The sequence below is a fragment of the Streptomyces pinistramenti genome (genome assembly GCF_020564935.1).
Classification (GTDB): domain Bacteria; phylum Actinomycetota; class Actinomycetes; order Streptomycetales; family Streptomycetaceae; genus Streptomyces; species Streptomyces pinistramenti.
Genome location: NZ_JAJCXB010000002.1, coordinates 95,247 through 118,445, shown reverse-complemented (window position 1 = coordinate 118,445; position 23,199 = coordinate 95,247). Strand labels below are relative to the sequence as shown.

At 69.9% G+C, this 23,199-nt stretch carries 20 protein-coding genes and 3 pseudogenes; 12 read left to right on the top strand and 11 right to left on the bottom strand.

Annotation, left to right across the window (positions count from 1 at the left end):
* The first annotated feature begins 137 nt into the window (after window positions 1–137).
* The 3 genes from LIU39_RS02050 to LIU39_RS02040 all read left to right on the top strand — a co-directional run bounded on the left by LIU39_RS02050 (window position 138) and on the right by LIU39_RS02040 (window position 2,663).
* Window positions 138–818: a restriction endonuclease gene (locus LIU39_RS02050; protein ID WP_227043878.1), complete on the top strand. Its 681-nt coding sequence runs from the start codon at window positions 138–140 to the stop codon at window positions 816–818.
* A 202-nt stretch (window positions 819–1,020) separates the two neighbouring features.
* Window positions 1,021–1,554 carry an SET domain-containing protein-lysine N-methyltransferase gene (locus tag LIU39_RS02045; RefSeq protein WP_227043876.1) on the top strand — a complete coding sequence of 178 codons (534 nt, stop codon included), beginning with the start codon at window positions 1,021–1,023 and terminating at the stop codon, window positions 1,552–1,554.
* 353 nt (window positions 1,555–1,907) lie between these two features.
* Window positions 1,908–2,663, top strand: coding sequence for a polysaccharide deacetylase family protein (locus LIU39_RS02040; RefSeq protein ID WP_372463788.1), 756 nt, complete (start codon window positions 1,908–1,910; stop codon window positions 2,661–2,663).
* Window positions 2,664–2,675: 12 nt separating this feature from the next.
* Here the strand turns inward: LIU39_RS02040 and LIU39_RS02035 are convergent, their stop codons facing one another.
* The 3 genes from LIU39_RS02035 to LIU39_RS02025 form a co-directional block, all read right to left on the bottom strand.
* Window positions 2,676–3,380 (bottom strand): alpha/beta fold hydrolase, encoded by a 705-nt coding sequence (locus LIU39_RS02035; RefSeq protein WP_227043871.1) that lies wholly within the window; start codon window positions 3,378–3,380, stop codon window positions 2,676–2,678.
* 123 nt (window positions 3,381–3,503) lie between these two features.
* Window positions 3,504–4,670, bottom strand: coding sequence for a C45 family autoproteolytic acyltransferase/hydrolase (locus LIU39_RS02030; protein WP_227043869.1), 1,167 nt, complete (start codon window positions 4,668–4,670; stop codon window positions 3,504–3,506).
* 50 nt (window positions 4,671–4,720) lie between these two features.
* On the bottom strand, window positions 4,721–6,166 hold the full coding sequence (locus tag LIU39_RS02025) for a purine-cytosine permease family protein (protein WP_227043868.1): 1,446 nt from the start codon (window positions 6,164–6,166) through the stop codon (window positions 4,721–4,723).
* 191 nt (window positions 6,167–6,357) lie between these two features.
* On the opposite strand from LIU39_RS02025, the gene LIU39_RS35460 reads away from it, so the two are divergent.
* Together LIU39_RS35460 and LIU39_RS02015 are read left to right on the top strand one after the other, a co-directional pair.
* Entirely contained in the window at window positions 6,358–6,477 is a 120-nt protein-coding gene (locus tag LIU39_RS35460) for a CGNR zinc finger domain-containing protein (protein ID WP_227043866.1), read from the top strand.
* Between the two features lie 279 nt (window positions 6,478–6,756).
* Window positions 6,757–6,969: pseudogene (locus tag LIU39_RS02015) on the top strand (tetrahydrofolate dehydrogenase/cyclohydrolase catalytic domain-containing protein); the annotation flags it as partial.
* Here the strand turns inward: LIU39_RS02015 and LIU39_RS02010 are convergent.
* The 4 genes and pseudogenes from LIU39_RS02010 to LIU39_RS01995 form a co-directional block, all read right to left on the bottom strand.
* Window positions 6,888–7,448 carry a GTP-binding protein gene (locus LIU39_RS02010; RefSeq protein WP_227044220.1) on the bottom strand — a complete coding sequence of 187 codons (561 nt, stop codon included), beginning with the start codon at window positions 7,446–7,448 and terminating at the stop codon, window positions 6,888–6,890. The pseudogene LIU39_RS02015 and the gene LIU39_RS02010 overlap by 82 nt on opposite strands.
* Window positions 7,449–7,483: 35 nt before the next feature.
* Window positions 7,484–7,567 (bottom strand): annotated as a pseudogene (locus LIU39_RS35455) (urease accessory protein UreF); the annotation flags it as partial.
* A gap of 116 nt (window positions 7,568–7,683) precedes the next feature.
* A complete protein-coding gene (locus LIU39_RS02000; RefSeq protein ID WP_227043864.1) occupies window positions 7,684–8,721 on the bottom strand; it encodes a bile acid:sodium symporter family protein in 1,038 nt (345 codons plus the stop codon).
* Between the two features lie 106 nt (window positions 8,722–8,827).
* Window positions 8,828–9,685, bottom strand: coding sequence for an isocitrate lyase/PEP mutase family protein (locus tag LIU39_RS01995; protein WP_227043862.1), 858 nt, complete (start codon window positions 9,683–9,685; stop codon window positions 8,828–8,830).
* 859 nt (window positions 9,686–10,544) lie between these two features.
* Here LIU39_RS01995 and LIU39_RS01990 point away from each other — a divergent pair.
* Together LIU39_RS01990 and LIU39_RS01985 are read left to right on the top strand one after the other, a co-directional pair.
* The gene (locus LIU39_RS01990) at window positions 10,545–10,808 is read left to right on the top strand and encodes a hypothetical protein (protein WP_227043860.1); all 264 of its coding nucleotides are present in this window, start codon (window positions 10,545–10,547) and stop codon (window positions 10,806–10,808) included.
* Window positions 10,809–11,033: 225 nt separating this feature from the next.
* Window positions 11,034–11,843, top strand: a complete 810-nt coding sequence (locus LIU39_RS01985) for an AAC(3) family N-acetyltransferase (RefSeq protein ID WP_227043858.1) — start codon at window positions 11,034–11,036, stop codon at window positions 11,841–11,843.
* Between the two features lie 957 nt (window positions 11,844–12,800).
* On the opposite strand, the gene LIU39_RS01980 is transcribed toward LIU39_RS01985, so the two are convergent.
* The 3 genes from LIU39_RS01980 to LIU39_RS01970 all read right to left on the bottom strand — a co-directional run bounded on the left by LIU39_RS01980 (window position 12,801) and on the right by LIU39_RS01970 (window position 14,597).
* Complete coding sequence (locus tag LIU39_RS01980; protein WP_227043855.1) at window positions 12,801–13,199, bottom strand: nuclear transport factor 2 family protein; 399 nt, start codon at window positions 13,197–13,199, stop codon at window positions 12,801–12,803.
* Between the two features lie 95 nt (window positions 13,200–13,294).
* Window positions 13,295–13,759, bottom strand: a complete 465-nt coding sequence (locus LIU39_RS01975) for a winged helix-turn-helix transcriptional regulator (protein ID WP_227043853.1) — start codon at window positions 13,757–13,759, stop codon at window positions 13,295–13,297.
* Between the two features lie 196 nt (window positions 13,760–13,955).
* On the bottom strand, window positions 13,956–14,597 hold the full coding sequence (locus LIU39_RS01970) for a TetR/AcrR family transcriptional regulator (RefSeq protein ID WP_227043851.1): 642 nt from the start codon (window positions 14,595–14,597) through the stop codon (window positions 13,956–13,958).
* A 70-nt stretch (window positions 14,598–14,667) separates the two neighbouring features.
* Here LIU39_RS01970 and LIU39_RS01965 point away from each other — a divergent pair, with 70 nt between their 5' ends.
* A complete protein-coding gene (locus tag LIU39_RS01965; protein WP_227043848.1) occupies window positions 14,668–15,561 on the top strand; it encodes an NADP-dependent oxidoreductase in 894 nt (297 codons plus the stop codon).
* Between the two features lie 423 nt (window positions 15,562–15,984).
* Here the strand turns inward: LIU39_RS01965 and LIU39_RS01960 are convergent, their stop codons facing one another.
* Entirely contained in the window at window positions 15,985–17,745 is a 1,761-nt protein-coding gene (locus LIU39_RS01960) for an FUSC family protein (RefSeq protein WP_308409332.1), read from the bottom strand.
* A gap of 181 nt (window positions 17,746–17,926) precedes the next feature.
* Between LIU39_RS01960 and LIU39_RS01955 the strand changes: the two are divergent.
* From LIU39_RS01955 to LIU39_RS01940, 4 genes and pseudogenes are all read left to right on the top strand, one after another.
* Window positions 17,927–18,504, top strand: a pseudogene (locus LIU39_RS01955) (DUF1345 domain-containing protein).
* A 234-nt stretch (window positions 18,505–18,738) separates the two neighbouring features.
* Entirely contained in the window at window positions 18,739–19,719 is a 981-nt protein-coding gene (locus LIU39_RS01950) for a Dyp-type peroxidase (protein ID WP_227043845.1), read from the top strand.
* A gap of 20 nt (window positions 19,720–19,739) precedes the next feature.
* A complete protein-coding gene (locus LIU39_RS01945; protein ID WP_227043843.1) occupies window positions 19,740–20,564 on the top strand; it encodes a family 1 encapsulin nanocompartment shell protein in 825 nt (274 codons plus the stop codon).
* 110 nt (window positions 20,565–20,674) lie between these two features.
* The gene (locus LIU39_RS01940; RefSeq protein ID WP_227043841.1) at window positions 20,675–23,176 is read left to right on the top strand and encodes an ATP-dependent Clp protease ATP-binding subunit; all 2,502 of its coding nucleotides are present in this window, start codon (window positions 20,675–20,677) and stop codon (window positions 23,174–23,176) included.
* The last annotated feature ends 23 nt before the right edge of the window (window positions 23,177–23,199 follow it).

The following is a 23,199-nucleotide window of genomic DNA, read 5'->3' as shown; positions in this document are numbered from 1 at the left end:
CGGCGAACGCGCAGCCGAGCTGCCGCCGCATCGCACACCGGCCGATGAGCGACAACCGGACACCCCGCTCGGGCCCGCCCACGGCGCGCCCGAGCCACCCGAAACCGCAAGGACCGCGCACCGCACCCGGGGGACACATGGCCACACCGACCCGACGCCGCCGAACCGGCAGCACCCGCCGCCCCGCCGCCAGGCCCCGGCGCCGCACCGCCCGCCGCCGAACCCGCAAGGCCGCCACCGGCCGCGCCATCCCCGCCGTCCTCGTGCTGGCGACCGTCATCGCGGCGATCCGCACCCACCCCGTCACCACCGGCATCCTGGCCGCCCTCGCCCTGGCCGTCGCCGTGCTCGTCCTCCTCGCCCGCGCCGGCCGCATCCGTCTGCCCCTGCTCCGCACCACCGCCCGCACGGACCTCACCCACAGCATCGCCGCCTACCAGCACATGACCGGCACGCAGTTCGAGCACGCCATCGCCGACCTCGCCCGCCGCGACCCCGCCGTCCGCTCCGCCACCGTCGCCGGGGGCGCCAACGACCGCGCCCTCGACGTCCTGGTCCAGCTCGCCGACGGCCGCCGCATCGCCGTCCAGTGCAAGCGCTACGCCCCGTCGAACCGCGTCGGAGCCCCCGTCATCTACGCCGTGAACGGCACCTACCGCGCCTACCACCGCTGCGACCAGGCCCTCATCGTCACCACCAGCGCCTTCACCCAGGACGCCCAACGCGCCAACGCCGAACTCGACCACCCCCTGCGCCTGGTCGACGGCCGCGCTCTCGGCCGCTGGGTCTCGGGCGGCCGCCCACCCTGGACCACCTGACACCGTGGCGACCGCCGTCGGCCAGACCCTCCGGAGGGCGTCCTCGGCGGCCGACTCGGCAATCCCCTTACCAGCGGCGGGTGTTCAGGCCGGTATGGGCCTTGCCAGACGGAGGCCGGGACTGTTGTGTGTTGTTGGGGAGCACTTCGGTGAACCCCGATACAGCCGTGACGTGTTCGCTCGACCGTCGAAAGGCTTACGCATGGACCGCAAGGACGTCGTCAGACCATCTTTGGCCGAGCGGGAGATGGCGGCCCCGAGCCAGGGGGCGGAGCTGCGGGAGACCGCAGGCAAAGGGGGCGGAGTGTTCGCCACCCGGCCTTTCCACACGGGAGACCTGGTGGTGACCGGCGTCATCACGGCGGAACTCGCCCGCAATGACGCGCATGCCTCCCAGATCGCCCTGCACCGCTACGTCCGCCACGGCGGTCTGATGCCGAAGGTGAACCACTCCTGCGACCCGAACTGCGGCATCGGACTCAACGCGTCCGGCGCGCACGACCTGCTGGCCCGTGTCCCCATCCGGGCCGGCCAGGAGATCACCTTCGACTACGCGATGCGCAACTACGCCGTCGAGCACTTCCCCGGCCGCTGCCAGTGCCGGACCGCCCTGTGCCGCGGCCGCATCACCGGCTGGCGAGACCTGCCGCCCGAGCGCCGGGACGCCTACCGGGGACTCGTCGCCCCGTACCTCCCCGACACCCCGACGGGCGCGGCCCCGGACACGGACAGCTGACGTTCCGGGCAGGGGGAGCTGATGCCCTTGCCCACAGCTGCCTCCCACTGCGCGCCATGCTCCAACTCGCCCACCCTGCTGCCCTGCCCAAGCGGAGAGAGCGGCGGAGAGCCGCTCTCTCCGCCCGGCGAGGCGATGTCCCGTGGCGCGTGACCGTGTCAGTCCGCGGATGGACGCGTTGGCACGGTATGAACCGATTCACTCTCGGGGCCGCCTTACGGGCCGTCTCCAGGTATGGGGTACGCAGGACATCGAGCCGTCCGGGGACGCGGCATTCGGGGGCCTTCGTCGGCCTCGCGGTCGCCGCCGCGCTCCTCGTCGTGGAGACCGCTGCCGCACCGGCCGGCCGTCCTGTGCGTACCGCACCGCTCACCACGGTGACGGACTCCGCGGCACGGTCCGGATCGACAGGGCCCGGATCTGCCGCCCTGGCGCCCGCGCGATGGGCTCCTGGACCGGTGGGCAAACTCTTCGGTTCCGAAATCCGGCGGATTCCCACGACGCGGCGGGTGGTCGCGCTGACGTTCAACGCGGCGTGGGACGAGACCGGCGTGGCTGAGGCGCTGGCCGTACTGCGCGGACGGAGGGAGCCGGCCACGTTCTTTCTCACCGGGCGGTTCGCCGAACGCCATCCGGGAGCGGTGCGGGCGATGGCCGCAGAGCAGGGGATCGCCAACCACTCCTACAGCCACCGACAGTTCGGCGATCTCACGACACGGCAAGCCGCGGACGAGGTCCTGCGGGCGGACCGGGCCATCCGCCGGGCGAGCGGGGCGACGCCGCTGCCGTTCTTCCGCTTCCCCTACAGCGCCACCACGCCGCGGCGTATCGCCGACGTCAACGCGCTGGGCTACGCGGACATCGAGTTCACCGCCGACACCAACGGCTACCTCGGGACGGCAGGCGGCATGACGGTCGGGAAGGCGGTCGACCGGGCCCTGGCCGACCTGACGCCGGGCGAGATCATCCAGATGCACGTCGGTACTCCCGAAGGACACGGGCCCGCTCTGGACGTGCAGGCCCTGCCACGCCTCATCGACGCCCTCCACGCCCGCGGATACCGGATCACCGATCTGCGTTCCCTTGCCGGGGCAGCCGCCCATGCGTGAGCTGACGTGGTGTCAAGCTCGCACCGGCTCAGCCGACTTGTCGCCGTCGAGCATCCCGTAGATGGCGGCGGCCACCTCATCGGGACGCGAGACGGGCGAGAGGTGGCCGGCGGGCAGTTCGGTGAGCGTGGCGTTCGTCCGTTCGGCCAGCCATCGCTGGAGCCCGGGGTCGAGGATCTGGTCGTCGACGGAGAGGACGTAGGCGCATGGCAGGTCGCGCCATGCGCCGTGTCCGGAGGGGCTGGAGAAGCACGTGCTGTGGGTCGGCCTCTGGGCGGCCGCCAGCGTCCGGATCGTCGCCTCCGGGAGATCGGCTCCGAGTGCCTCACCGAACAGGTCGGGGTCGAGGGTTGTCCAGCCGTCTTCGCCGAACCGGATCGCGGCGCTGCCGGGGGACGCCCCGCCGTGCTCGTTGAGCGTCATGAGCGTCTCGGCTGTGTCGGGTGCGTAGGCCGCGACGAACACCAGCGCGGTGACCTGGGCGTTCTGGTGTGCGGCGCCGGATATCACCACGCCGCCGTAGGAGTGCCCGACCAGCGTCACCGGTCCGTCGAGGGTCGCCAACTGCCGCCTCGTCCAGGCGATGTCGGCTTCCAGGGAGGTCAGCGGCAGGTCCAGGGCCAGGACCCGGTGCCCCTGGCGCTGGAGGACGGCCGTCACCCCCTGCCAGACCGACCCGTCTCCCCAAGCCCCGTGCACCAAAACGACGTTCGCCACTGCTGCCTCCCTGGTTCCCCGCCACCGGCCGACGCCGGTGCCGCCCTCGGAGCGGACGGATTTTCCTTGCAGGCGCTATGCAATCATGCGGGGAGTGCGCACGGCATCGGCCTCTCCCGGGAGTCAAGTGGTGGTCCTGTCACCGCCGTTGTCCTGGGCGTGGAGGAACCGCCAGGGGCGGGTGACGGCGTCGGCCGGGGTGCCGTCCAGGATGCGGGCGGTGCGGGCGGCGGGTTCGAGGATGACCGTGGCGAGGCTCGCCCACCGCTGCCCTTCGGGGAGGCTCATGTCGGGCAGGCAGGTGAGGGCCGCTTCGCCCTCGCCCGATACGAGGAGGGCGACGAGTTCGTCGGCGGACCGGGGCGGGGCGGTGTCCGTGAGGCGCTGCTGGATGAGTGCGTAGCGATTGCCGGAGTCCGGCTGGTAGAGCCAGGTCTTCTCATTCGCCGCCGGGGTCGGTGTGAGGAAGTGGTTGGTGCGCACGAGAGTGCCGTTGTCGGGTTCGAGCGCGAACACGCCGTCGGGGCTGAGGTCGAGGAGGACGGCATCGGTGGCGTCGAAGACGGTGAACGAGCCCGATGAGGCAATCGGGGCGCTGCGGACGATCTCGACGGCCTCCGCCACGCTGCCGGCTTCTTCGAGGACGAGGGCCAGCACGTACCCGGCCGCGGTGCCGACGGGGACTTCGGGGTAGTGCGCGAAGACCAGGTCCATCGCCTGGAGTTCGACGACGTGGCCGGTGGGGCGGCCATCGGCGCCGACCTCGACGGAGGACGTGTCGCCGAACGTCTCGCGGCCGGTCAGACCGGCGAGCTCCACCACGCGCGGGCTCACCACGAGGGCGTGCGCGTCCCGGGTCATCAAGGAGATGGCGCGTCCGGGGAAGCGTTCCCCGAGTACCGCTCCGCCGGGCGTGCCGGGGAAGTGGTTCAGGTCGAGGCCGTATCCCGTGACCCAGGCGTCGTCCGGGCGCTCGCGCAGCGCGTCGGCGACGGTGGCGAGAACCGCCTCCAGGCTGTCGGCGCCGGACAGGTCGATGCCGCTGCCGGTCTCGCTCGACCCCCATACCGGATGCGCGTGCGCGTCGGTCAGCCCCGGCAGCAGCACGCCGCCCGGGAAGTCGTGCACCGCGGTCGCGGGGCCGCGGAAGGACGCGGCCACTTCTTCGCCGCCGACGGCGAGGATGCGCCCGTCGCGCACCGCAACGACCTGCGACGCGGGCTGCGCGGGGTCATGGGCGTCGTCGAGCGTCTCGACGTGCGCCACGCGGACAAGGACATCGGCATGCATGGACGGCCTTCTTCTCGTAGGGAATGTGCGGACGACGGCGGGAGTGGCGGTCAGCTGCCCGGCACGGTGATCACCGAGCGGCGCCGGGTGCGGCCCAGCCCCCAGTAGACAGCCGCGGAGACCACCAGTCCTCCGACGAGTGACAGGTTCGCGCCACCGGACAACGACGCGACGGGCCCTGTCCAGAAGCTCGTGCGGACACACAGCACCCCGGCCGCGGCACCGGAGAGAAACGCCGCCACACCCGCCCGGTTCACTCCCGCGTCGTACCAGAACGGGCTGCCGCGCCGCTCGTCGAGCAGCTGCCTGCCGTCGTAGCGGTTGCGGCAGATGCAGATGTCGGTGACGTACACACCGACGGACGGTCCGGTGACCACCACGACGAGTTCCAGCATGGTGTTCACGCTGGTCAGGAAGTCGAAAAGGAGGAGGGCGTAGAGCGTCATCGCGGTGGCCGGCACGCCGATGATCAGCACGGCGAGGACCCGGCCGAGGCGCACGCCGATCGACTGGAGGGTGAGGCCCGCGCTGTACGCGGTCAGGCCGTTGTTGGCCACGGTGTTGAGGACGACCGCGATGACGAACACCGGGACGAACCAGCCCGGCAGGATCTTCTCCAGCGCCGCCTGCGGGTCGCTCATGTCGAGGGTGGTGGCGGCGAGGGCGCCGATGCCGGTGAACAGCACGCTCGGCGGGAAGGCCCCGAGCGCGGTCCAGCCGGCCACCGCCACCGGCTTGCTGCCGCGCGGCAGATAGCGCGCCAGGTCGGGGCTGTTGCCGTACGACAGAGGGGTGGAGGCGATCAGCGCGAAGCCGCCGGCCAGCGTCACCCACAGCCCGGCGCCGTGCAGCGGCTCGGCGGGGCGGTACGACCAGTCGGTGTGCCCCAGCACATACCCGCTGACCACCACGAACACGAGGGTGAGGGCGACGCTCAGCACGGCGTGGAGCCGCACGATCGTGGCGTGGCCGTACACGCCGACCACGAGGGTGGCCGCGGCGATCCCACAGATGATCACGGCGTCGACCACGGGGCTGTCCGGCGCTCCGATGCGCCCGGCCAGGCCGATACCGGCGACCGAGGCGGCGGACCAGTTGAGCGCCAGGTAGGCCGCGGAGATCAGCCAGCCGGTGAGCGCGATGACGACCTTGTTCCCGACGGTCCCGTACATCGCACGGGAGATGACCGAGCCCGTCGTGCCCGCGGCCGGTCCGCTGACGGCCAGGACGCCGGTGAGCCCCCACAGCAGGTTGCCGGCCACGATGACCACCAGAGCCTGCCCGAGTGTGAGCCCCATGAGGACCAGGGCGCCACCCACCACCAGGCTCAGATAGCTCACGTTGGGCGCCGCCCACACCGAGAAGAGCTGCCGGGGGCGGCCGTGGCGCTCACCGTCGGGGATGTGGTCGATCCCGTGGGCTTCCAGCTGACCGGCCTGGTCCGCGGCCACGCCCGCAGTGTTCCCTGCGGTGTCCGTCAGGTCTTCGGTCGCCATCGCGTCCTCCCGAGAAGCAGCGGAGCCTCCGTGACCCCAGCGCTATTGGCTGTATGACCAATAGCGAGGATCCCACAGTGGCCGCCGCGCGGCGTCAAGGGTTTGCTGGAATGCCCGCGTAAGACAACGGAAATCGTCGTGCCGGGATCTCGGGCTCCGCGTCCCGCGGGAGTGGCCCGGCCGGACTCTTCATGGACACCGGCCGCGGCGGGCGACGGCGCTGGTGCTCCATGGCGACCTGCGGAAACAAGGTGAAAAAGGCCGACCTCAAGGCGGCGCGGAACGACGCTGAGACCGGAGGCGAGGCGTAGCGCCGGCACTGCCGCCTGCGCGTCGTTACGGGACAACACCGCACGCAGGGAGTCGAGTTGCTGGTCGAGAGGGAGTCGGCTGATCGCCGTCCCCGCTCACCATCGCTGGCCCATGGCGCTCGCCGTTCGTGTCCTTACCATGGCTTTCAGGCCGTGACTGGCGCTGAGGGGGCGCCACCGGGGAGCGGCCCGACGGTTCCCGTCAGTGCCGTGCGCCCGGGCGAGTCACCGCGAACGTGCAGGAGCAGCCCCGTGCCCCGGACCAGGACCGCCCGTCTCATGGACGGCACCAGCCTCGCCCGCCGCACCGTCGAACGCAGCGTGGCCACCGCAGCGGCCTTCGCGCAACAGACCGGCGTGGAACCGTGCTTGGCGACCGTGCTGGTGGGGGACGATCCCGCATCCGTGACCTACGTCCGCATGAAGCGCGCCCGATGCGAAAAAGCGGGCATCCGATCCCGGCACCTCGCGCTGCCGTCCACGACCACCACGGCAGAGCTGGTCGACGCCCTCACGGCCTTGTCGCAGGACCCCGACGTGTACGGCACTCTGCTGTAGCACCCCGTCGGCCCGCACATCGACGAACGGGCCGCATTCGAAGCCATCGCTCCGCACAAGGACGTGGACGGGGTCACGATGCGCTCCTCCTCCAGGTTGGCGGAGATGTCGTCGCGGATGGCGGTGTGCGGGCAGGCGCCGGTCTCGACGGCCTGGATGCGCTCGGCGGGCAGTGCCGCCTCGCGCAGCAGGAATTCGGCGTTCTCGCGGGTGTAGATGTCATTGGTGACCACCGCGAGGGAAAGTTCCCCGCGCAGCGCGCGGCACAGCGCCGCGACGGTGGCGGTCTTGCCGGTGCCCACCGGACCGCCCAGGCCGATGCGCAGTGCCCGGCGCCTCCCGTCGGGGCGGGTCAGGGCGGCGGCGCTGTAGCTGTGCCGCTCGGGGTAGGCATGGTCGTGGTCGAGGTGTATGGGGGCTCCGGTGATTCGTGGTCGGTGCGGGTGGATCAGGAGGCGAAGAGGCGTACCGGCCAGGCCGCGTGCTGCTCGGCGGTGATGTCCAGCAGCGGCGCGGACGCGGCGGGCAGCGCGTGCCACACGAACCGGTGAACTCGCAGCCTGGCGTGCCGGATGCGGAACTCGTCGTGCGGCCCGGAGCGGTTCGTTTCCCCGGGCCGCACGAGCGGCGTGGAACGACGCGGGCCGATCACCCTGGCCGTTCCCTCGGTGCGGCCGCCACGAGAGACGGGGCGGGGGTATCGGGCACGTCGGCTGACGGCCAGCGGCGGGCCAGCCAGGTGCACAGCACCAGCTGGAGGGTGTGGTAAAGCATCAACGGGAGGACGAGGAGGCCGAGTTCGCTCTCCGGGAGCAGGACGGTGGCGATCGGCAGACCGCCGGCCAGGCTCTTGGTGGATCCGGCGAAGACGGCGGTCACCCGGTCCTCGCGCGGCAGCCGGAGGAGGCGCGTGGTGCCGTAGGTGAGAGCCAGGGCGACCCCGAGCAGCAGGAGACACACCAGCGCCAGCGTGATGAGCCGCGCCGGGGGGATCCGCTGCCAGATGCCGGCTGTCATGCCCTGGCTGAAAGCGGAGTAGACGACGAGCAGGATGCAGCCACGGTCGCAGAGGGTGGTCAGCAGGCGGTGCCGCTGGATCCATCCGGCGATCCAGCGCCGCGCCACTTGGCCGACGAGGAAGGGCGCCAGGAGCTGGAGGACGACGTCCCGTGCCTGGGAAGGGGCGAACGTCAGGCCGCCGGACGTGCCCTGCTGGAGCAACAGGACGGCCAGCAGCGGGGTGAGCACCACGCCGAGCAGGGTGGAGAATGACGCGGAGCAGATGGCGGCGGCGACGTTGCCACGGGCCATGGACGTGAGCGCGACGGACGACTGGACGGTCGAGGGCAGCACGCTCAGGAACAGGATGCCCGTCGCGAGGTCGCCGCCGAGCACCGAGTGCGGCAGCAGGCCGACGGCCATCCCGGCCAGCGGGAAGACGAGGAAGGTCAGGGCGAGGATGGGCAGATGCAGCCGCCAGTGCCGCAGGCCGTCGTAGGCGGCGCGGGGGGAGAGCCGCGCTCCGTAGAGGAAGAAGAGCAGCCCGACCATGACACGGGCGGTCAGGGCCAGGCCGTCGGCGGTCGCCCCGGAGGCGGGCAGGAGGGTCGCGCATCCGATGACGGCGAACAGTGCGACGAGGTACCAGTCGATGCGGCGCACCGCGCCGCGCGGCCAGCTGGACATGGTGTTCCCCAAGGGTGTGAGGCGGTCCCGGCGGCCGCCCCGGGCGGAGGTTTCCCGCCCGGGGCGGCCGTGACCGGATGCCTGCCGGGTCAACGGGGCGCGCGGGTCACCGGGCGGCCGGAACCCTGCCGTGCGAGCGGCTGATGTTCTTCTCCAGCAGGGCCAGGCAGTCGGCGACGCCGACGCTCTGCGGAGAGTGCTCCGGCAGGCGACCGTCGTCCTCCTTCAGCACCGAGAGCGCCTGGTCGATCGCGGTCTGGGCGGCGAACAGGCACGGGGTGCTGTAGATGGCCACGTCGACGCCGAGCGCGGTGAGTTCGCTCAGCGACAGGCGGGGCGACTTGCCGCCGGCGATCTGGTTGAAGAGCAGCGGCTTGTCACCGATGACCTCGCGTACCCGGTGGATCCGCTCGACGCTGCGCACGCCGTCCACCAGGATCACGTCGGCGTCGGTCTTGGCCAACGCCTCGGCCCGTCTGAGGATTTCGGCCTCGTCGGTGGCGTCGGTGCGGGCGACGACGAGCAGGTCCCGGCGGGACTCCAGGACCAGGTTCAGCTTGTCCAGGTACTCCTCCAGCGGGAGCACCTGCTTGCCGTCGACGTGGCCGCAGCGGCGGGGCCGTTGCTGGTCCTCCAGGATGACGCCGGAGGCTCCGATGGCTTCCAGTTGCTGCACCACATGGCAGGCCGTCTCCGGGTCGACGTATCCGTCGTCGATGTCGACGAGCAGGTGCTGCCGGGGGAAGGCCAGTCGCAGCCGCTGGACGAAGGCCACCATGTCGGGCCAGGCGATGAAGCCGATGTCGGGCAGCCCGTAGTGGGAGGCGGCGAAGCCGAAGCCGGAGACGAACATGCCGTCGTAGTGCTGGGCCGCCACGGAGGCGGAGAACATGTCGAAGACGCCGATGAGAGGTGTCGTGCCGTCCTCTTCGAGCGCAGCCCGTAGCCGGTGCGGGTGATTCACGGTACCCTCCGATGTTGGTCGCGTTGACTCGCTTCATTGCCGACCCGATGCCTGCCAAAGCCGGGGTCGGCGTCATGACGTCACGTGCCGAGTGGCCGGGGACCGTGCCTGTCAGGGCAGGGCGCCCCGGCCACTTCCATGCGCGGGGCGCGCCCCCTGATGCCGCAGGTGGGGAACGTGCCCAGCACCCTCAGATTAGTCAAGTCGAAGTAATGAAACAGTAGTCCCTCTGTAAAAATACTGGCGGATGGCGTCGTTCACGCCATTTCTGATGCCGTCACACGCGGGAGGGAATTCCGCAGGTCAAGGGCCGCGGGCGGAGCGGAACAGCGTACCGTCCGGCCGGGTTTCCGGCATCTGCGCATGTCCGGAGCGTCCGGCGGGCCGCATCCCGCTTCTCAACGCCGCTCGCGAGGCGCTCGGTTGCGGCACCACGCGGCCGCCGCGCCTCCGTTTGAGATTGGCCGGGAGGACCGGGTACGGGAACTGTTCCCCGAACGGGGGCTTCCGCCGTTCATCCGCCATGCGCAAGGGCGGGGCGGTCGCTGTGTCACCGCCGTCGGCCAGGGGGGCAATTGGCCGCTCTCACCTGGCCTTTCCTTTGCCCGGCACCGGATCCGACGGGTGTGCAAGGCAGTTGACCGGAAGAGCTGACGACAGGCGCCTCCGGGAAGGGCAGGGGCGCAGGGTGCCGACGCCGTTGAACGGCGCGGCTGTCGCAAGCGCTTGCCGACGAAGGCGGCCGGCTCGGCGACGGCCGGAGTGACGGCCCCGTCCTCGTCGAGCGGCCGACGCGGGCCGCACCCTCGACCGTGAACGACCCGTCGGCGCCGCCCACCTTCTCGACCGCGTCCCGGCTGTGGTGCAGCGCGAACGCCTCGGATCCGGTGATCAGCAGCGGCCGCGGAGCGATCTCGTCCACGTCGGCGTAGGAGTCGAACTGGCCCATCCGGTCAACGCTGCGCGGCACCCACATCGCCACCGCAGCAGGGGCGGCAAGATCCTGCGCCCTCCCGCCGCCGGTGAACTCACCCTCGACCGGGACGCCCTCGCCTGCGTCGGTGCCCCCGCCCCGCAACTCGCCGTCCGGACCGCCGAACCCGGCACCTCGTTCACGATCTGATCGCCCGAGCGGTACGGGACCGCCGGGCCTGAGCACGAAGATCCCTGAACAGGCCGGTGGCGGCCCGCCCGCGTGTACCCGTCAGCCTGCCGTCACGGCGCGGCGGACGCTCCAGCGGAGCAGGGCGCGGCGCTGAACGGCGGTACCAGTGACGGCGGCCGGCGTCGTGCGGGTACTGCCTGATCCAGTGGTCCGTGGATCCCTGGCCGGGCATACTCGCCGGATATGTCGACGACGTTCCCGCCCGGCCCGATGTGTACCCGCGACTCGCTCGCCTCCGAGCTGCGTGACCTCGGCCTGCGCTCCGGTGAGACCCTTCTCGTGCACTCCTCGCTCAGCTCGCTCGGCTGGGTCAGCGGCGGCCCGGTCGCCGTCGTCCAGGCGTTGCTCGACGTGCTCGGGGCCGACGGGACCTTGGTGGTGCCGACGCACTCCGGCGGCAACTCGGACCCGTCGGACTGGGGACATCCCCCCGTCCCCGAGGCGTGGTGGGCGGACATCCGTGCGTCGATGCCGGCCTATGACCGGCGGACCACACCCGTCCGCGGCGTCGGCGTCATCCCGGAGACCGTCCGCGACTGGCCGGGCGCCGTGCGCAGCGCTCACCCGCAGACTTCCTTCGCGGCCGTCGGCCCGCGCGCCGCCGCGGTCGTGGAGGGCCACGCGCCGGACTGCCGCTTCGGCGAACGCAGCCCGCTCGCCCGCCTGGAAGAAGCCGGGGCGCGAATTCTCTTGCTGGGAGCGGGATTTGACTCCTGCACGGCATTCCATCTGGCCGAGTACCGGATACCCGCGCCGCAGGCCGACAACTCCTTCGCGGCCATGACCCCACAGGGCCGCCGCTGGATCACCGTGCGCGACACCGCGGTCGACGAGGACCGCTTCGACGAGCTGGGCGCGGCCTTCGAAAAGGTCCGGCCGGCGCAGCGGGGCAAGGTAGGGGCGGCCGATTCCCGGCTGCTCTCCCTGGCCGACGCCGTCTCCTTCGCCCAGGCGTGGCTGCCGGAACACCGGCCGTATACGGCATCGGTCTGACGCGTTCCAGCGCGCGGCCGCCAGGCCAGGTCGACGGCCGCCCGGCGGGGAGAAGGCCCGTGCCGGGACGGGCGTCGTCAGGACGGGTGTCGCCGAGGCCCTCCACGAGGCCGGTACGACCCGAACGAGAGACCCTAAGCCCGCCGGAGCCTGCCGACGAAGCCGACCAGGCGTGCTGGATCGCCGAGGCGCTGAGCGACTACCTCGCCCTCCGGGGCCGCTACCACGAGTGCCGCACCGCCCTGCGTACCGCGCTCGCCCAAGCGGACGCGGCCCGCGACCCGCGGATGGCCGCCGCCCTGCGGAACTGCCTGGGCATCACCGACATCTCCCAAGGCCGCTACCGGCAGGGCCACGCCTGGTTCGCCGAGGTCCTGCACCTCGGCGACGGCCGCGCGGACCGCCGCGAAGAGGCGGGCCCTGGGCGGACCGGGAGCCGCCGAACTGTACGCGGGCCGCGCCGAGCAGGCGGGCACCCACCTCACCGCGTCCGTGAGCCTCGCACAGCGGCTCGACGACAACTGGCCCACCGCGATGGGACTCTATGCCTAGCTTCGGCCGTGTACTCGCGTCCGTGGCCATTGCCGCGGTGGCGGTGACGGGACCGGCCGCCCTCGGCACGTCATCGGCGAGTGCCGCCCAGTCCGCAGCCGTCACGGCATCCGCCCCGGAGCTGTCCGGCCACAGCCGCTGTAACCCGTACAAGCTGATGCACAAGGCGAACGAGTACCGGCTCAGGTCCGACAGATACGAGGCCGAAGCGAGGCACGAGATGTGACTGGGCCACAAGAAGAAGGCCATCGCCTACAAGAAGAAGGCGCGGTCCCGCGACAAGAAGGCGGAGGCATACCGCCGCAAGGCCAAGCGCTGCCACTGACGCGCCGGGCCGCACCCGCGCGAGGGCCGCAGCTCCGGTTGACCACCGGGCTGCGGCCCGCCCGGTGGCCCGGCGCAGGTCTACAGGACGGCGTCCGTCTTCAGTGGTCCTGCGGTGATGCGCAGCGTCTTGATGCGGGCGGGCTGTCCGTCGTCGAGATGGTAGAGGTGCATGAACGGGGCGCGCACGATGTTGCCGGGCTCGGTCTTCTTCGCCATGGTGGCCTCGCCGCGCAGGAAGCAGACGCCGTCAGCCGTGGTCCAGGACTCAAGGACGTCGTGGACGATGTCCAGTGGCTCGTCGATCGCGACGAAGAACGCCTTGATGGCCTCGGCCCCGACCACGTGGGCGGTTCCGAAGTACATCTCGGCGTCGTCGGCCAGGCGCGCGAACCCTTCGCCGAAGGAGAGCGTGTCGATCTCGTGCATGATCTGCAGCACCCACTCAGGGGGCGCCGTGGGGCTTGCGGTGTGCGGCATCGTCTGTTCCTTCCGGGCCGCGGTGGACAGGGGCGAGGAAGGCGCCGATCTCGGCGCTGACCTCATTCGGCACCGACCTTGTCGGGGTTCCCGCCTCACGCCTCCGCGTCGAGCGGCACGAGGGCGGAAGCTTCGATGGGCTGTTGGCAACTGCTGCACGCGAGATACGGTTCGGTCCGGTCTCCGCACGCCGTGTGCAGCAGCGGCCGGCCGTCGAGATCCTGGCCACTGGCCCGGACCTCCGCCCACCGGGTGACCGCCACGACGGCCGGCACGACCAACTCGCGGGCAGCCTCCGTGAGTTGGTACTCGTACCACGGCTTGTCGGACCGGTACGCCCGCTTCTCCAGCAACCCCAGTTCGGTGAGCGTGCTGAGCCGCACGGTGAGGATGTTCGCCGAGATCCCCAGCGCACGCCTCAGCTCACCGAACCGGCGCACGCCGAAGAAGACCTCCCGCAGGATCTGATAGTTCCAGCGCTCGGAGATCGCAGCCAGGAACGCCTGGCCGTGCTGGAAGGTGACGCGCTCGTCGCTCTTGGCCACAGGGAACCCTTCCACGTTTCTGCGTGGTATCGATTCGCAACTAGTTCGATTCTAGTATCGAGGCAGAGGGAACGGTGGGGGAACCGTCGCACGCGTACGGCGAACCCGTGCTCAGCGCCTTTGGCGTCAAGTCCCGGCAGGCAAGCCGAAGCTCCTCATCCGGGACGAGGCGAACCAGCCGCTCAAGCAGATGGAAGTCGAAACCAGGCGTTCAGCGACTGGTAACAGCCCGACCGGCCCCTGCCCTGCCTGGAGGAACAGTTCCTCGCGCACGCCGAGATGGGCAGGCGGCCTCCCAGGCCGCCTCGATCATCCGGAAGATCTCGTCCGCCGCGGCCTCCGGATCGGCCGCCTCGCGGGCCAGCGAATAGGCGTCGATCGCGAACCTCGCGACCGCCCGGCAGGCCGTTGTGGTCTGTGACAGGTCGAGATCGGCGGCGATGGCCGTTGCCAGCGACTCTGCATGGCGCAGCCTCATCGACTCCTCGTACTCCCGCAGGGCAGGTGATCCGTCGATCAGGCGCCAGATCGGGGCGGCGCCGTCCGCCGTGCAATGTCGCACCAGGGCCTGGATCTCGCGGTGCAGCGCAGGGATGAGCGGCTCGTGCGGCGCCCGGCCGGTGACCGCCTGCGTGAGGCGTTGCTCGAAGTCTTCGTCCTGCTCGAACACCAGGGCCTCTTTCGAGGCGAAGTGGGAGAAGAGCGTGGTGACGGCCACGTCGGCCTCAGCGGCCACGTCACGGATGCCCACCGCGTCGTACCCGCGCTCCAGGAAGAGTCGCAGCGCGGTGTCAGCGATCTTCTGGCGGGTCGCGGCCTTCTTGCGTTCGCGGCGTCCGGACGGCTCGGGCATGGCCTGAAACTATCAGATGCAAAGTCGGAACGGTTCTTAAAAACTAACCGTTAGTGTTACGGTCTGCCGCATGAAGAGAGTGAGCTTCGCCGAGTTCGGCGGTCCGGACGTTCTGCAACTCGTGGACGCCGAGGAGCCCCATGCGGGCCCCGGCCAGATACGCATCGCCGTGCGGGCGGCGGGTGTGAACCCCGTCGACTGGAGGGTCCGTGAAGGCCAGATGCTGAAGGCCCATCCGATCGAGTTGCCCGCCGGGGTCGGGCTCGACGCCTCCGGGGTGGTGGACGAGGTCGGTGAGGGCGTCGAAGGGGTCGAGCCCGGCGACCACGTGTTCGGCGAAGGCTCAAGCACCTATGCCGAGTTCGCCGTGCTGTCGGCCTGGGCCCGTATGCCCGGGGGGCTGACGTTCGAAGAGGCGGCCGGGTACCCCTCCGTGGTGGAGACCGCGCTGCGCATCATCCGCGAGGTCGGTGTGCGGTCCGGGCAGACGCTGCTGGTCAGCGGTGCGTCCGGGGGAGTCGGATCGGCGGTGCTGCAGATCGCCCGCGACCGCGGCATCACGGTGATCGGTACGGCCGGGGCCGCGAACCAGGACTATCTGCGGAGCCTGGGTGCCGTCGCCACGACGTACGGCGAGGGCTGGGTCGGGCGGGTGCGGCAGCTCGGCCGTGTCGACGCGGCTCTCGATCTGGCCGGCTCGGGCGTGATCCACGAGCTCGTCGAGCTGACCGGGGATCCGCAGAAGGTGGTATCCATCGCCGATCTCGGTGCGCCGGAGTTCGGTGTCCGATTCTCCGGTGTGGCCGGGAGCGTGCCGGAAGCGCTCGCCGAGGCCGTCGGCCTCATCTCGCGGGGGAAGCTCCACATCCCGGTCGAGAAGTCGTACACGCTCGCCGAGGCCGCGGCGGCGCACATCGACAGCCAGGCCGGTCACACGCGCGGGCGCCGGGTCATGGTCGTCTGAGCCGTTTCCTGGGCGCCCACGCGCATCCGGGGCCCGTGCCACCAGCACGCGGGCAACCACCGGGGAGCCGCGCTCCGCGACCGCGCCGATCGGGCCGAACTCCTGCACGCTCACAGGCCGGTTGAGCCCGGTGGCCGGCGCAGCTGCTCCAGCTCGACCGCGGCTTCTGTCCGGGGCGGAGACGACGCCGGAGGGGGTGTGCGAGTCCGTCAGCTTCTCGGCGAGCAATGCGAGTTCGATGCCACGGCCGAGGTGCTCGTGTTCGTGGACGGCTGGGGTGACGCACTTGCTGGAGGCAACGCCGGCTGCTCGACCTTCGATGAGAGTGCTCAGTCTTCGTTGCGACAGGTCAGCGGCGATACGGGCAGGGGCGCAGGTATGGGTCTGGGCTTGGGCCTCTGCCTTCCGCCCTGTCAGAGAGTGCTACCGCCGGTGCTGGAGCCGCTCCAGCAGGAGGTAGGCGCGCTGCTCGGCGGTCGCGAGTTCGGCGGGGTCGATGCCCGCCGGCCACAGTTCGCCCGCTGCGGCGTCGTCGGCGTCGCGCAACTCCACCACCGCCACCACCAGTTGCACCTGGACGGTCGGCGGCGGCCCCAAGCGCCCGGACAACGACCGCTCCGCCTGCTCGGCCGCCGCCGTGCACGCGGTCAGCGCCCGCTCCACCCGCAGCGCCGCACGGTCATGGACCACCATCAGCGCGCAGACCAGCCCGACGGCGATCCCCAGGACGCTGCCCAGCACCCGGTCGTGGACGAGCGCCCCGGCAGGGGCGGGCGAGGCCAGGTCGCTCAGCAGCAGTGCCAGCGGCGTGAGGAAGACGACGCCCAGGCCGTAGTTGCGGGCCACGACGTACTCCAGCAGAAATTCCAGGAGTACGACCACCAGGACGAGTGCCACCGGAGCCGGGTGTGCGGCCAGCACCCCGAGGGCGAGCAGCAGCCCGACGGCCGTGCCCAGGGTGCGCTGGACGGCACGCTGCGCCGTCGTGCGGACGTTGACCGAGTGCAGCACGGCGGCGGCCGAGATCGACGCCCAGTAGCCGTGCTCCAGGCCCAGGACCACGGCCAGGCCACCCGCGAACCCGGTGCCCAGGACCATCCGCAGTGCGGGAACCGCCAGGACGGCGATGGGGTCGGAGCCACCGGGGCGGTTGTTCCCCATCAGCAGTTCGGACGCGCGCCGGGCGACGGGGCCGGCCGGTGCCGCGGCGGTCCCCGCCGCGCGGTACGTCACGTCGTCCTGTGCAGGGGGAGACGGGAACGACAGCTCGGGCAGGACAGCGGGAAGCCGTCGGCGTCGGCCGGTGAGGAGACGGGCCTGCCGGCGCAGGTGGTGTGCCGTGGTGTCGGGATCGTCGGGCAACCGGCGTGCGGAGCCGACCAGCAGCGACCAGGACAGATCGGTCAGGAGCACAAAGGTTCCGGTCCGGCCGGCCTGCTGCGCTTGCGTCGGCGGCATGAGGCCCAGGGAGTGGTAGGCGCGCAGGACCGCGACGGTCGCCCGGTGCCGCGTCTGCCGGGCGTCGCCTCCCGTGTCCAGCAGCTCCGCGAGTTCACGCAGGGCCGTGGCCACCGCAAGCCGCTGCGGACGGTCCGGGTGTACGAGCCGGCCCGATACGCCCCACACCCATGCGGCCGCCGCTCCGGCCGCGGCCAGCGTGGTCTGCGGGAGGACATCGGCGGGAGCGGGCGAGCCGTTGGCGGCCACCGCGAAGGAGAACAGCAGCAGGACCGCACCCAGCCCGCTCAGCCGTGCCGCATCACAGACACCCTTCGCCAGCCCGGCGACCACCGCAGTCGCCGCGACCACCACGGCGGCACCGGCTCCTGACGTCCGCGGATGGACCCAGGCGGCGAGCGCCGAACCGCAGCCCACGCACGCCGTCATGGCCACCGCGACCAGCGCGAGAACGCGAGCGCGGCGCGGGTAGGGCAGGTTGCGCCCGAACGTGGTGGTGAAGGCGCCCAGCATGGCGTAGACGGCGAGCTCGGGCCGTCCCGCCAGTGCCACCGGCAGCGCCACCAGCGCCATGGCCAGGGCAGCGCGCACGGCGAAGAGAAGCGCTCCGTCCACCTTGTGCAGCGTGAGTGCGCCGCGCGGGGAGAGCGCTCGCGCCGCGCCTGCGACGAAATGCCGGCGGCCAGGCCCGGTCCCGGCGGAGAAGGGACGGCGCGAAGAAGGCATGTCCGGTATATATCACTTGCGTCCGACAGGATTTCCGACCGTTGAATCGCGCCTGTGTGTCCACGTATTCGTCGGCCTTGCCGCGTCAACTGCGGACACGGGACGACTACGACTACTGTTACGGCCCGTGAATACCTGGCTGCCCCTGTCCGCGGTCCCCCGGCTCGGTGGTGCGGTGGTGATGGGAGCGGTGGCCGGAATCGTCGTCGGGTTGGCGACCAGCATTCTGTTGGGGGTTCTCGCCGGCATCGCCGCGACGGAACTGGGTTTCGTCGTCGCGGGCTGGATGGTGCTGTGGCCGATGAACGCCACGGCCACCACGACAATGCCCGGCGTGAGGATTTTCGGCCCGTCACCGACGAACTCGTGGTCGTTGCCGCTGCGCTGTGCGGGCTGGTCGCCATCGTGCTGCTGCTCCTGCTCGGCAAATCCGACACCGGTCATTCCGTGGCCGCGGTCGCACTCGGCGGGGTCTTCATGTCCTGGGCGGCGCTCCATTTGATGTACGCCACCCGTTACGCGTACCTGTACTACACCTCCGCGGGCTGAATCGACTTCAACTCCGATCAGCCGCCGGCGTACCGGGACTTCTTCTATTTCAGTTACAACCTCGGCATGACCTATCAGGTGTCCGACACCGACGTCTCACGTTCGACGATTCGTGCGGTGGTGCTGCGCCACACGCTGCTGTCCTACGTCTTCGGGACCAGCATCCTGGCCACCACCATCAACCTCGTCACGGGAATCGTCACCGGCTGACCGACGGACTCGCCCCCGTTCGCGCTCCCGGCCGGCCCGGAGCAACGTGGCCGCTGTGCCGGGCCGGTCGGGAGGCACCGGACTTGTTTTCGGGACACCATGTCTACACATCGAACAATGGGGAAGGCGAGGTCGGAGAAGAGATCGGCCGCTTCGTGAGACGGCACCCTGTTCCGGCTGAGCCGGTCGCGTCCCTGTCCGTTCTGCGCGCGCCCAATGAGGAGGAAAGCTCCTGTGCCTGAGTTGCAGCCCGTGATTGCCCTGCCGGCGAAAGCCGCCGTGTTCCTTGTGGTCACCATCCGGCCGGGCGGTGAAGACACGGTTCGTGGCCTGCTGGAGGAGGTATCGGCTTTGCGGCGTTCGGTCGCATTCCGCGCGCCCAACGAGGGGCTCGGCTGCGTCGTTGGCATCGGATCGGCGGCCTGGGACCGGCTCTTCAGCGGACCGCGCCCGCAAGAGCTGCATCCATTCGTGGAGTTGGCCGGCCGGAGTCACCGTGCTCCGTCCACTCCCGGCGACATCCTCTTCCACGTGCGGGCCCAACGCATGGATCTCTGCTTCGAACTGGCACGCCTGCTCACCGAGCGACTCGGCGGAGCGGTCACGGTGGTCGACGAAGTGCAAGCTTTCAAATACTTCGACGAGCGCGATCTGCTCGGCTTTGTCGACGGCAGTGAGAATCCCGAGGGGAGTGTCGCAGCCGACGCTGTGTATATCGGTGACGAAGACCCAGAATTTCAGGGAGGGAGCTATGTGATTGTTCAGAATTACCTGCACGATCTGGCGGCCTGGAATGCTCTGCCGTCGGACGAACAGGAAAAAGTTATCGGCAGAACAAAGATGGCCAATATCGAACTCCCCGATGATGTCAAGCCTGCGGACTCTCATGTCGCACTCAACACCATCACCGACGAAGCGGGAAACGAACGCAAGATCGTTCGGGAGAACATGCCGTTCGGCAACGTCGGACAGGGGGAGTTCGGCACCTATTTCATCGGTTACGCGCGCACTCCTGACGTGACCGAACAGATGCTCAAGAACATGTTCACGAATGATCGGCCCGGCCTGCACGACCGGATCCTCGACTTCTCCACAGCGGTCACCGGATGCCTGTTCCACGTGCCGACCGCCGACTTCCTCGATGACCTCCCGGCCGCGCCCGGCGGCGCAACGGCCGACGGTTCCCTGGGAATTGGCAGCCTGAAAGGAGTCTGACCATGACCACGCCTCACGCGATGAACAATCTGCACCGCGAACTCGCCCCGATTCCCCCGCAGGCATGGGGGGAGATCGAGGATGAGGCCCGCCGTACCTTCCGCCGCAATCTTGCAGGCCGGCGGGTCGTGGACGTCTCCGAACCCGAAGGACCCGAGCTGGCGGCGGTGGGAACGGGGCATATGTCCGGCATCGAGGCGCCGGGTGCAGGCGTGACGGCACGGCTGCGCGAGGCGCGGCCCCTGGTCGAATTGCGGGTGCCGTTCAAGGTGAGCCGGGCCGCGGTCGACGATGTGGACCGCGGGGCGAAGGATTCCGACTGGCAGCCGGTGAAGGATGCGGCGCGCGCCATGGCATTCGCCGAGGACCGGGCCATTTTCGACGGGTACCGTGCGGCACACATCGACGGGCTGCGCAGCCGTACGTCCCATCCCGTGGTGAGGCTCCCGGCAGAGCCGCGCGCATTCCCGGATGCCGTGAGCCGTGCCTTGACCACACTCCGCCTGGCCGGTGTCGGAGGCCCGTACTCGCTGCTGCTGGGCGCTGATGCGTACACCGCCGTGAGCGAGACCTCCGACCACGGTTACCCGATCGCCGCGCATCTCGGGCGCATGCTGGACGGCAACCTGATCTGGGCACCGGCGCTCGACGGGGCATGTCTGCTGTCCACGCGGGGCGGAGACTTCGAGCTGAAACTCGGCGAGGATCTGGCGATCGGATACACGGCGCATGACGCGACCGATATCGAGCTCTACTTCCGTCAGACACTGACGTTCCTCGTATACACCGATGAAGCCGTGGTGGCACTCAGCCCGGAAGCGAGTGGAGAAGCCGACGCAGGGTGAGGGACTGAAGCCCGGTGGGCACGCCGCTCCGGTAGGGCGTTCCGTTCCGTTTGCAGAGCAGTGGACATCGCGCTTGAGTGGGAGGGACACCCTCGGCATCAGGAGCTGCCATGTCGATGTCCTTCGGTTCAGGGTTCGGCCCGAATGACCCCTTCAGCGACTTGTTGAACCGGTTCTTCGGAATGTCACCGGCATCGTCGCCGCCGGCCGTCCAACGCGTGCCCATCGGGCGGCTCTTGACGGATTCGTCGAAGGAACTCCTCAACCTGGCGGCTCAAAGAGCGGTTGAGGACGGAACCTCCGATCTCGATACGGAGCACCTGCTCTGGGCGGCAACGAAGGTCGAGCCGGCACGGAAATTGCTCTCGCAGGTGGGCGTGAACCCCGATACGCTCGCGTCGGAAGTCGCTGAGGTCCTTCCGCGGGAATCCGGTGAGCCGTCCGCGGAACCGGGACTCACACCGGCGGCCAAGCGCACACTCGCAGCTGCCTATGCCCATTCCCAGGAATCCGGGGTTTCGTACATCGGGCCCGAGCACATTCTCGGTGCGCTGTTGGGCGACGGTGACACCGGCGCTGCCCGGCTGCTGCGCGCGGAGGGCCTGGATCGGGAGAAGGTGGCGGGCCTCGCGGAGCAGGCGTCAGGCCCGGACGGGATGTCGGCCGGTGGGAAGAAGCCGTCCACGACCTTGGACGAGTACGGGCGGGATCTGACGGAAGAAGCGAAGGCCGGCAAGCTCGACCCTGTGGTGGGGCGGGCCGAGGAGATCGAGCAGACCGTCGAAATCCTCTCGCGGCGTTCCAAGAACAACCCCGTACTCATCGGCGAGCCCGGCGTCGGGAAGACCGCCATCGTCGAGGGATTGGCTCAGCGCATCGTGGCGGGCGAAGTCCCGGAAACATTGAAGGACAAGAGAGTTGTCGCCCTCGACCTCTCGGGAATGGTGGCCGGCGCACAGTACCGGGGACAGTTCGAGGAACGCCTGAAGAAGGTCATCGAGGACGTTCAGGCAGCCGGCGGCGACATCATTCTGTTCATCGATGAACTCCATACGGTCGTGGGCGCGGGGGCGACCGGCGAGGGCGCGATGGACGCGGGGAACATGCTCAAGCCCGCGCTTGCGCGCGGAGAGCTGCACGTCGTGGGCGCGACGACCATCGACGAATACCGCAAGCACATCGAGAAGGACGCCGCCCTTGAGCGTCGCTTCCAGCCCGTACTGATTCCGGAGCCGACCGTCGAGGAAACGGTGCAGATCCTGGAAGGGCTGCGGGACGCATACGAAGCCCACCACCAGGTCCGTTTCGCGGATGGCGCGTTGGCGGCCGCGGCTGAGCTGTCCGACCGGTACATCAGCGATCGATTCCTGCCCGACAAGGCCATCGACGTGATGGACCAGGCGGGCGCCCGCGTGCGCCTGCGCAGTGCCGGCCGTTCCACCGAGGTCGTCAGCCGTGAGGACCGCATCGCCAAACTGCGGCGTGAGCAGGAGCATGCCGTGGCCGGTGAGGACTTCGAGAAGGCGTCACAGGTCAAGCGGCAGATCGCCGAACTGGAAGGCGAACTCGCAGGGATCGAGGAACGGCGCGAGGGCGTCGTTTCCGTCACCGCCGCCGATATCGCCGATGTCATTTCCCGCCGCACGGGAATCCCGGTCTCCCAACTCACCGCAAGCGAAAAAGAAAAGCTGCTCCATCTCGAAGAGGAGATGCACGCCAGGATCGTCGGCCAGGACGAAGCGGTCACCGCCGTCTCGATGGCCGTACGCCGTAACCGCGCGGGCATGGGCGACCCGAACCGCCCGGTGGGCTCGTTCCTCTTCCTGGGCCCCACCGGTGTCGGCAAGACCGAACTCGCCAAGACACTCGCCGAGTTGCTGTTCGGCGACGAGAATCACATGATCCGTTTCGACATGAGCGAGTTCCAGGAGAAGCACACCGTCGCCCGGCTCGTCGGTGCCCCTCCGGGATACGTCGGCTACGAAGAAGCCGGCCAGCTCACGGAGAAGATCCGCCGGCAGCCCTACAGTGTGGTGCTTTTCGACGAGGTGGAAAAGGGCCACCCCGACGTCTTCAACACGCTGCTGCAGATCCTCGATGACGGACGTCTCACGGACGCCCAGGGCCGTACCGTCGACTTCCGCCACTGTGTCGTCATCATGACGTCCAACATCGGCGCGCACCGTATTCTCGCGCACCAAGGCAATGTGTCCGAGATCAAGGGCGAATTGATGGAAGACCTGCGGGCGCGGTTCCTGCCCGAATTCCTCAACCGCATCGACGACACCATCATCTTCCACCGCCTCACCGAGGACGACCTGTCGCGGATCGTGGACCATCTTCTGGACCAGAGCAAGCGCCGGGTGCATGCACAGGGCCTGAAGCTGGACGTCACGGACGCCGCCAAGAAGCTGCTCGTCGCCCACGGCCACCAGCCGGAATTCGGTGCCCGTCCGCTGCGGCGCACGATTCAGACCGAGCTGGACAACCGCATTTCCTCACTCCTGCTCAGCGGCGAGGCGGACCCCGGAGATACCATCGTCGCCGACGTGGTGCACGACTCGCTCCACTGCACCGTACGCAAGAACGACTCCGACGAGGCGGATCAGTAGGCGCACCCGCGAGGTGCCGGCCG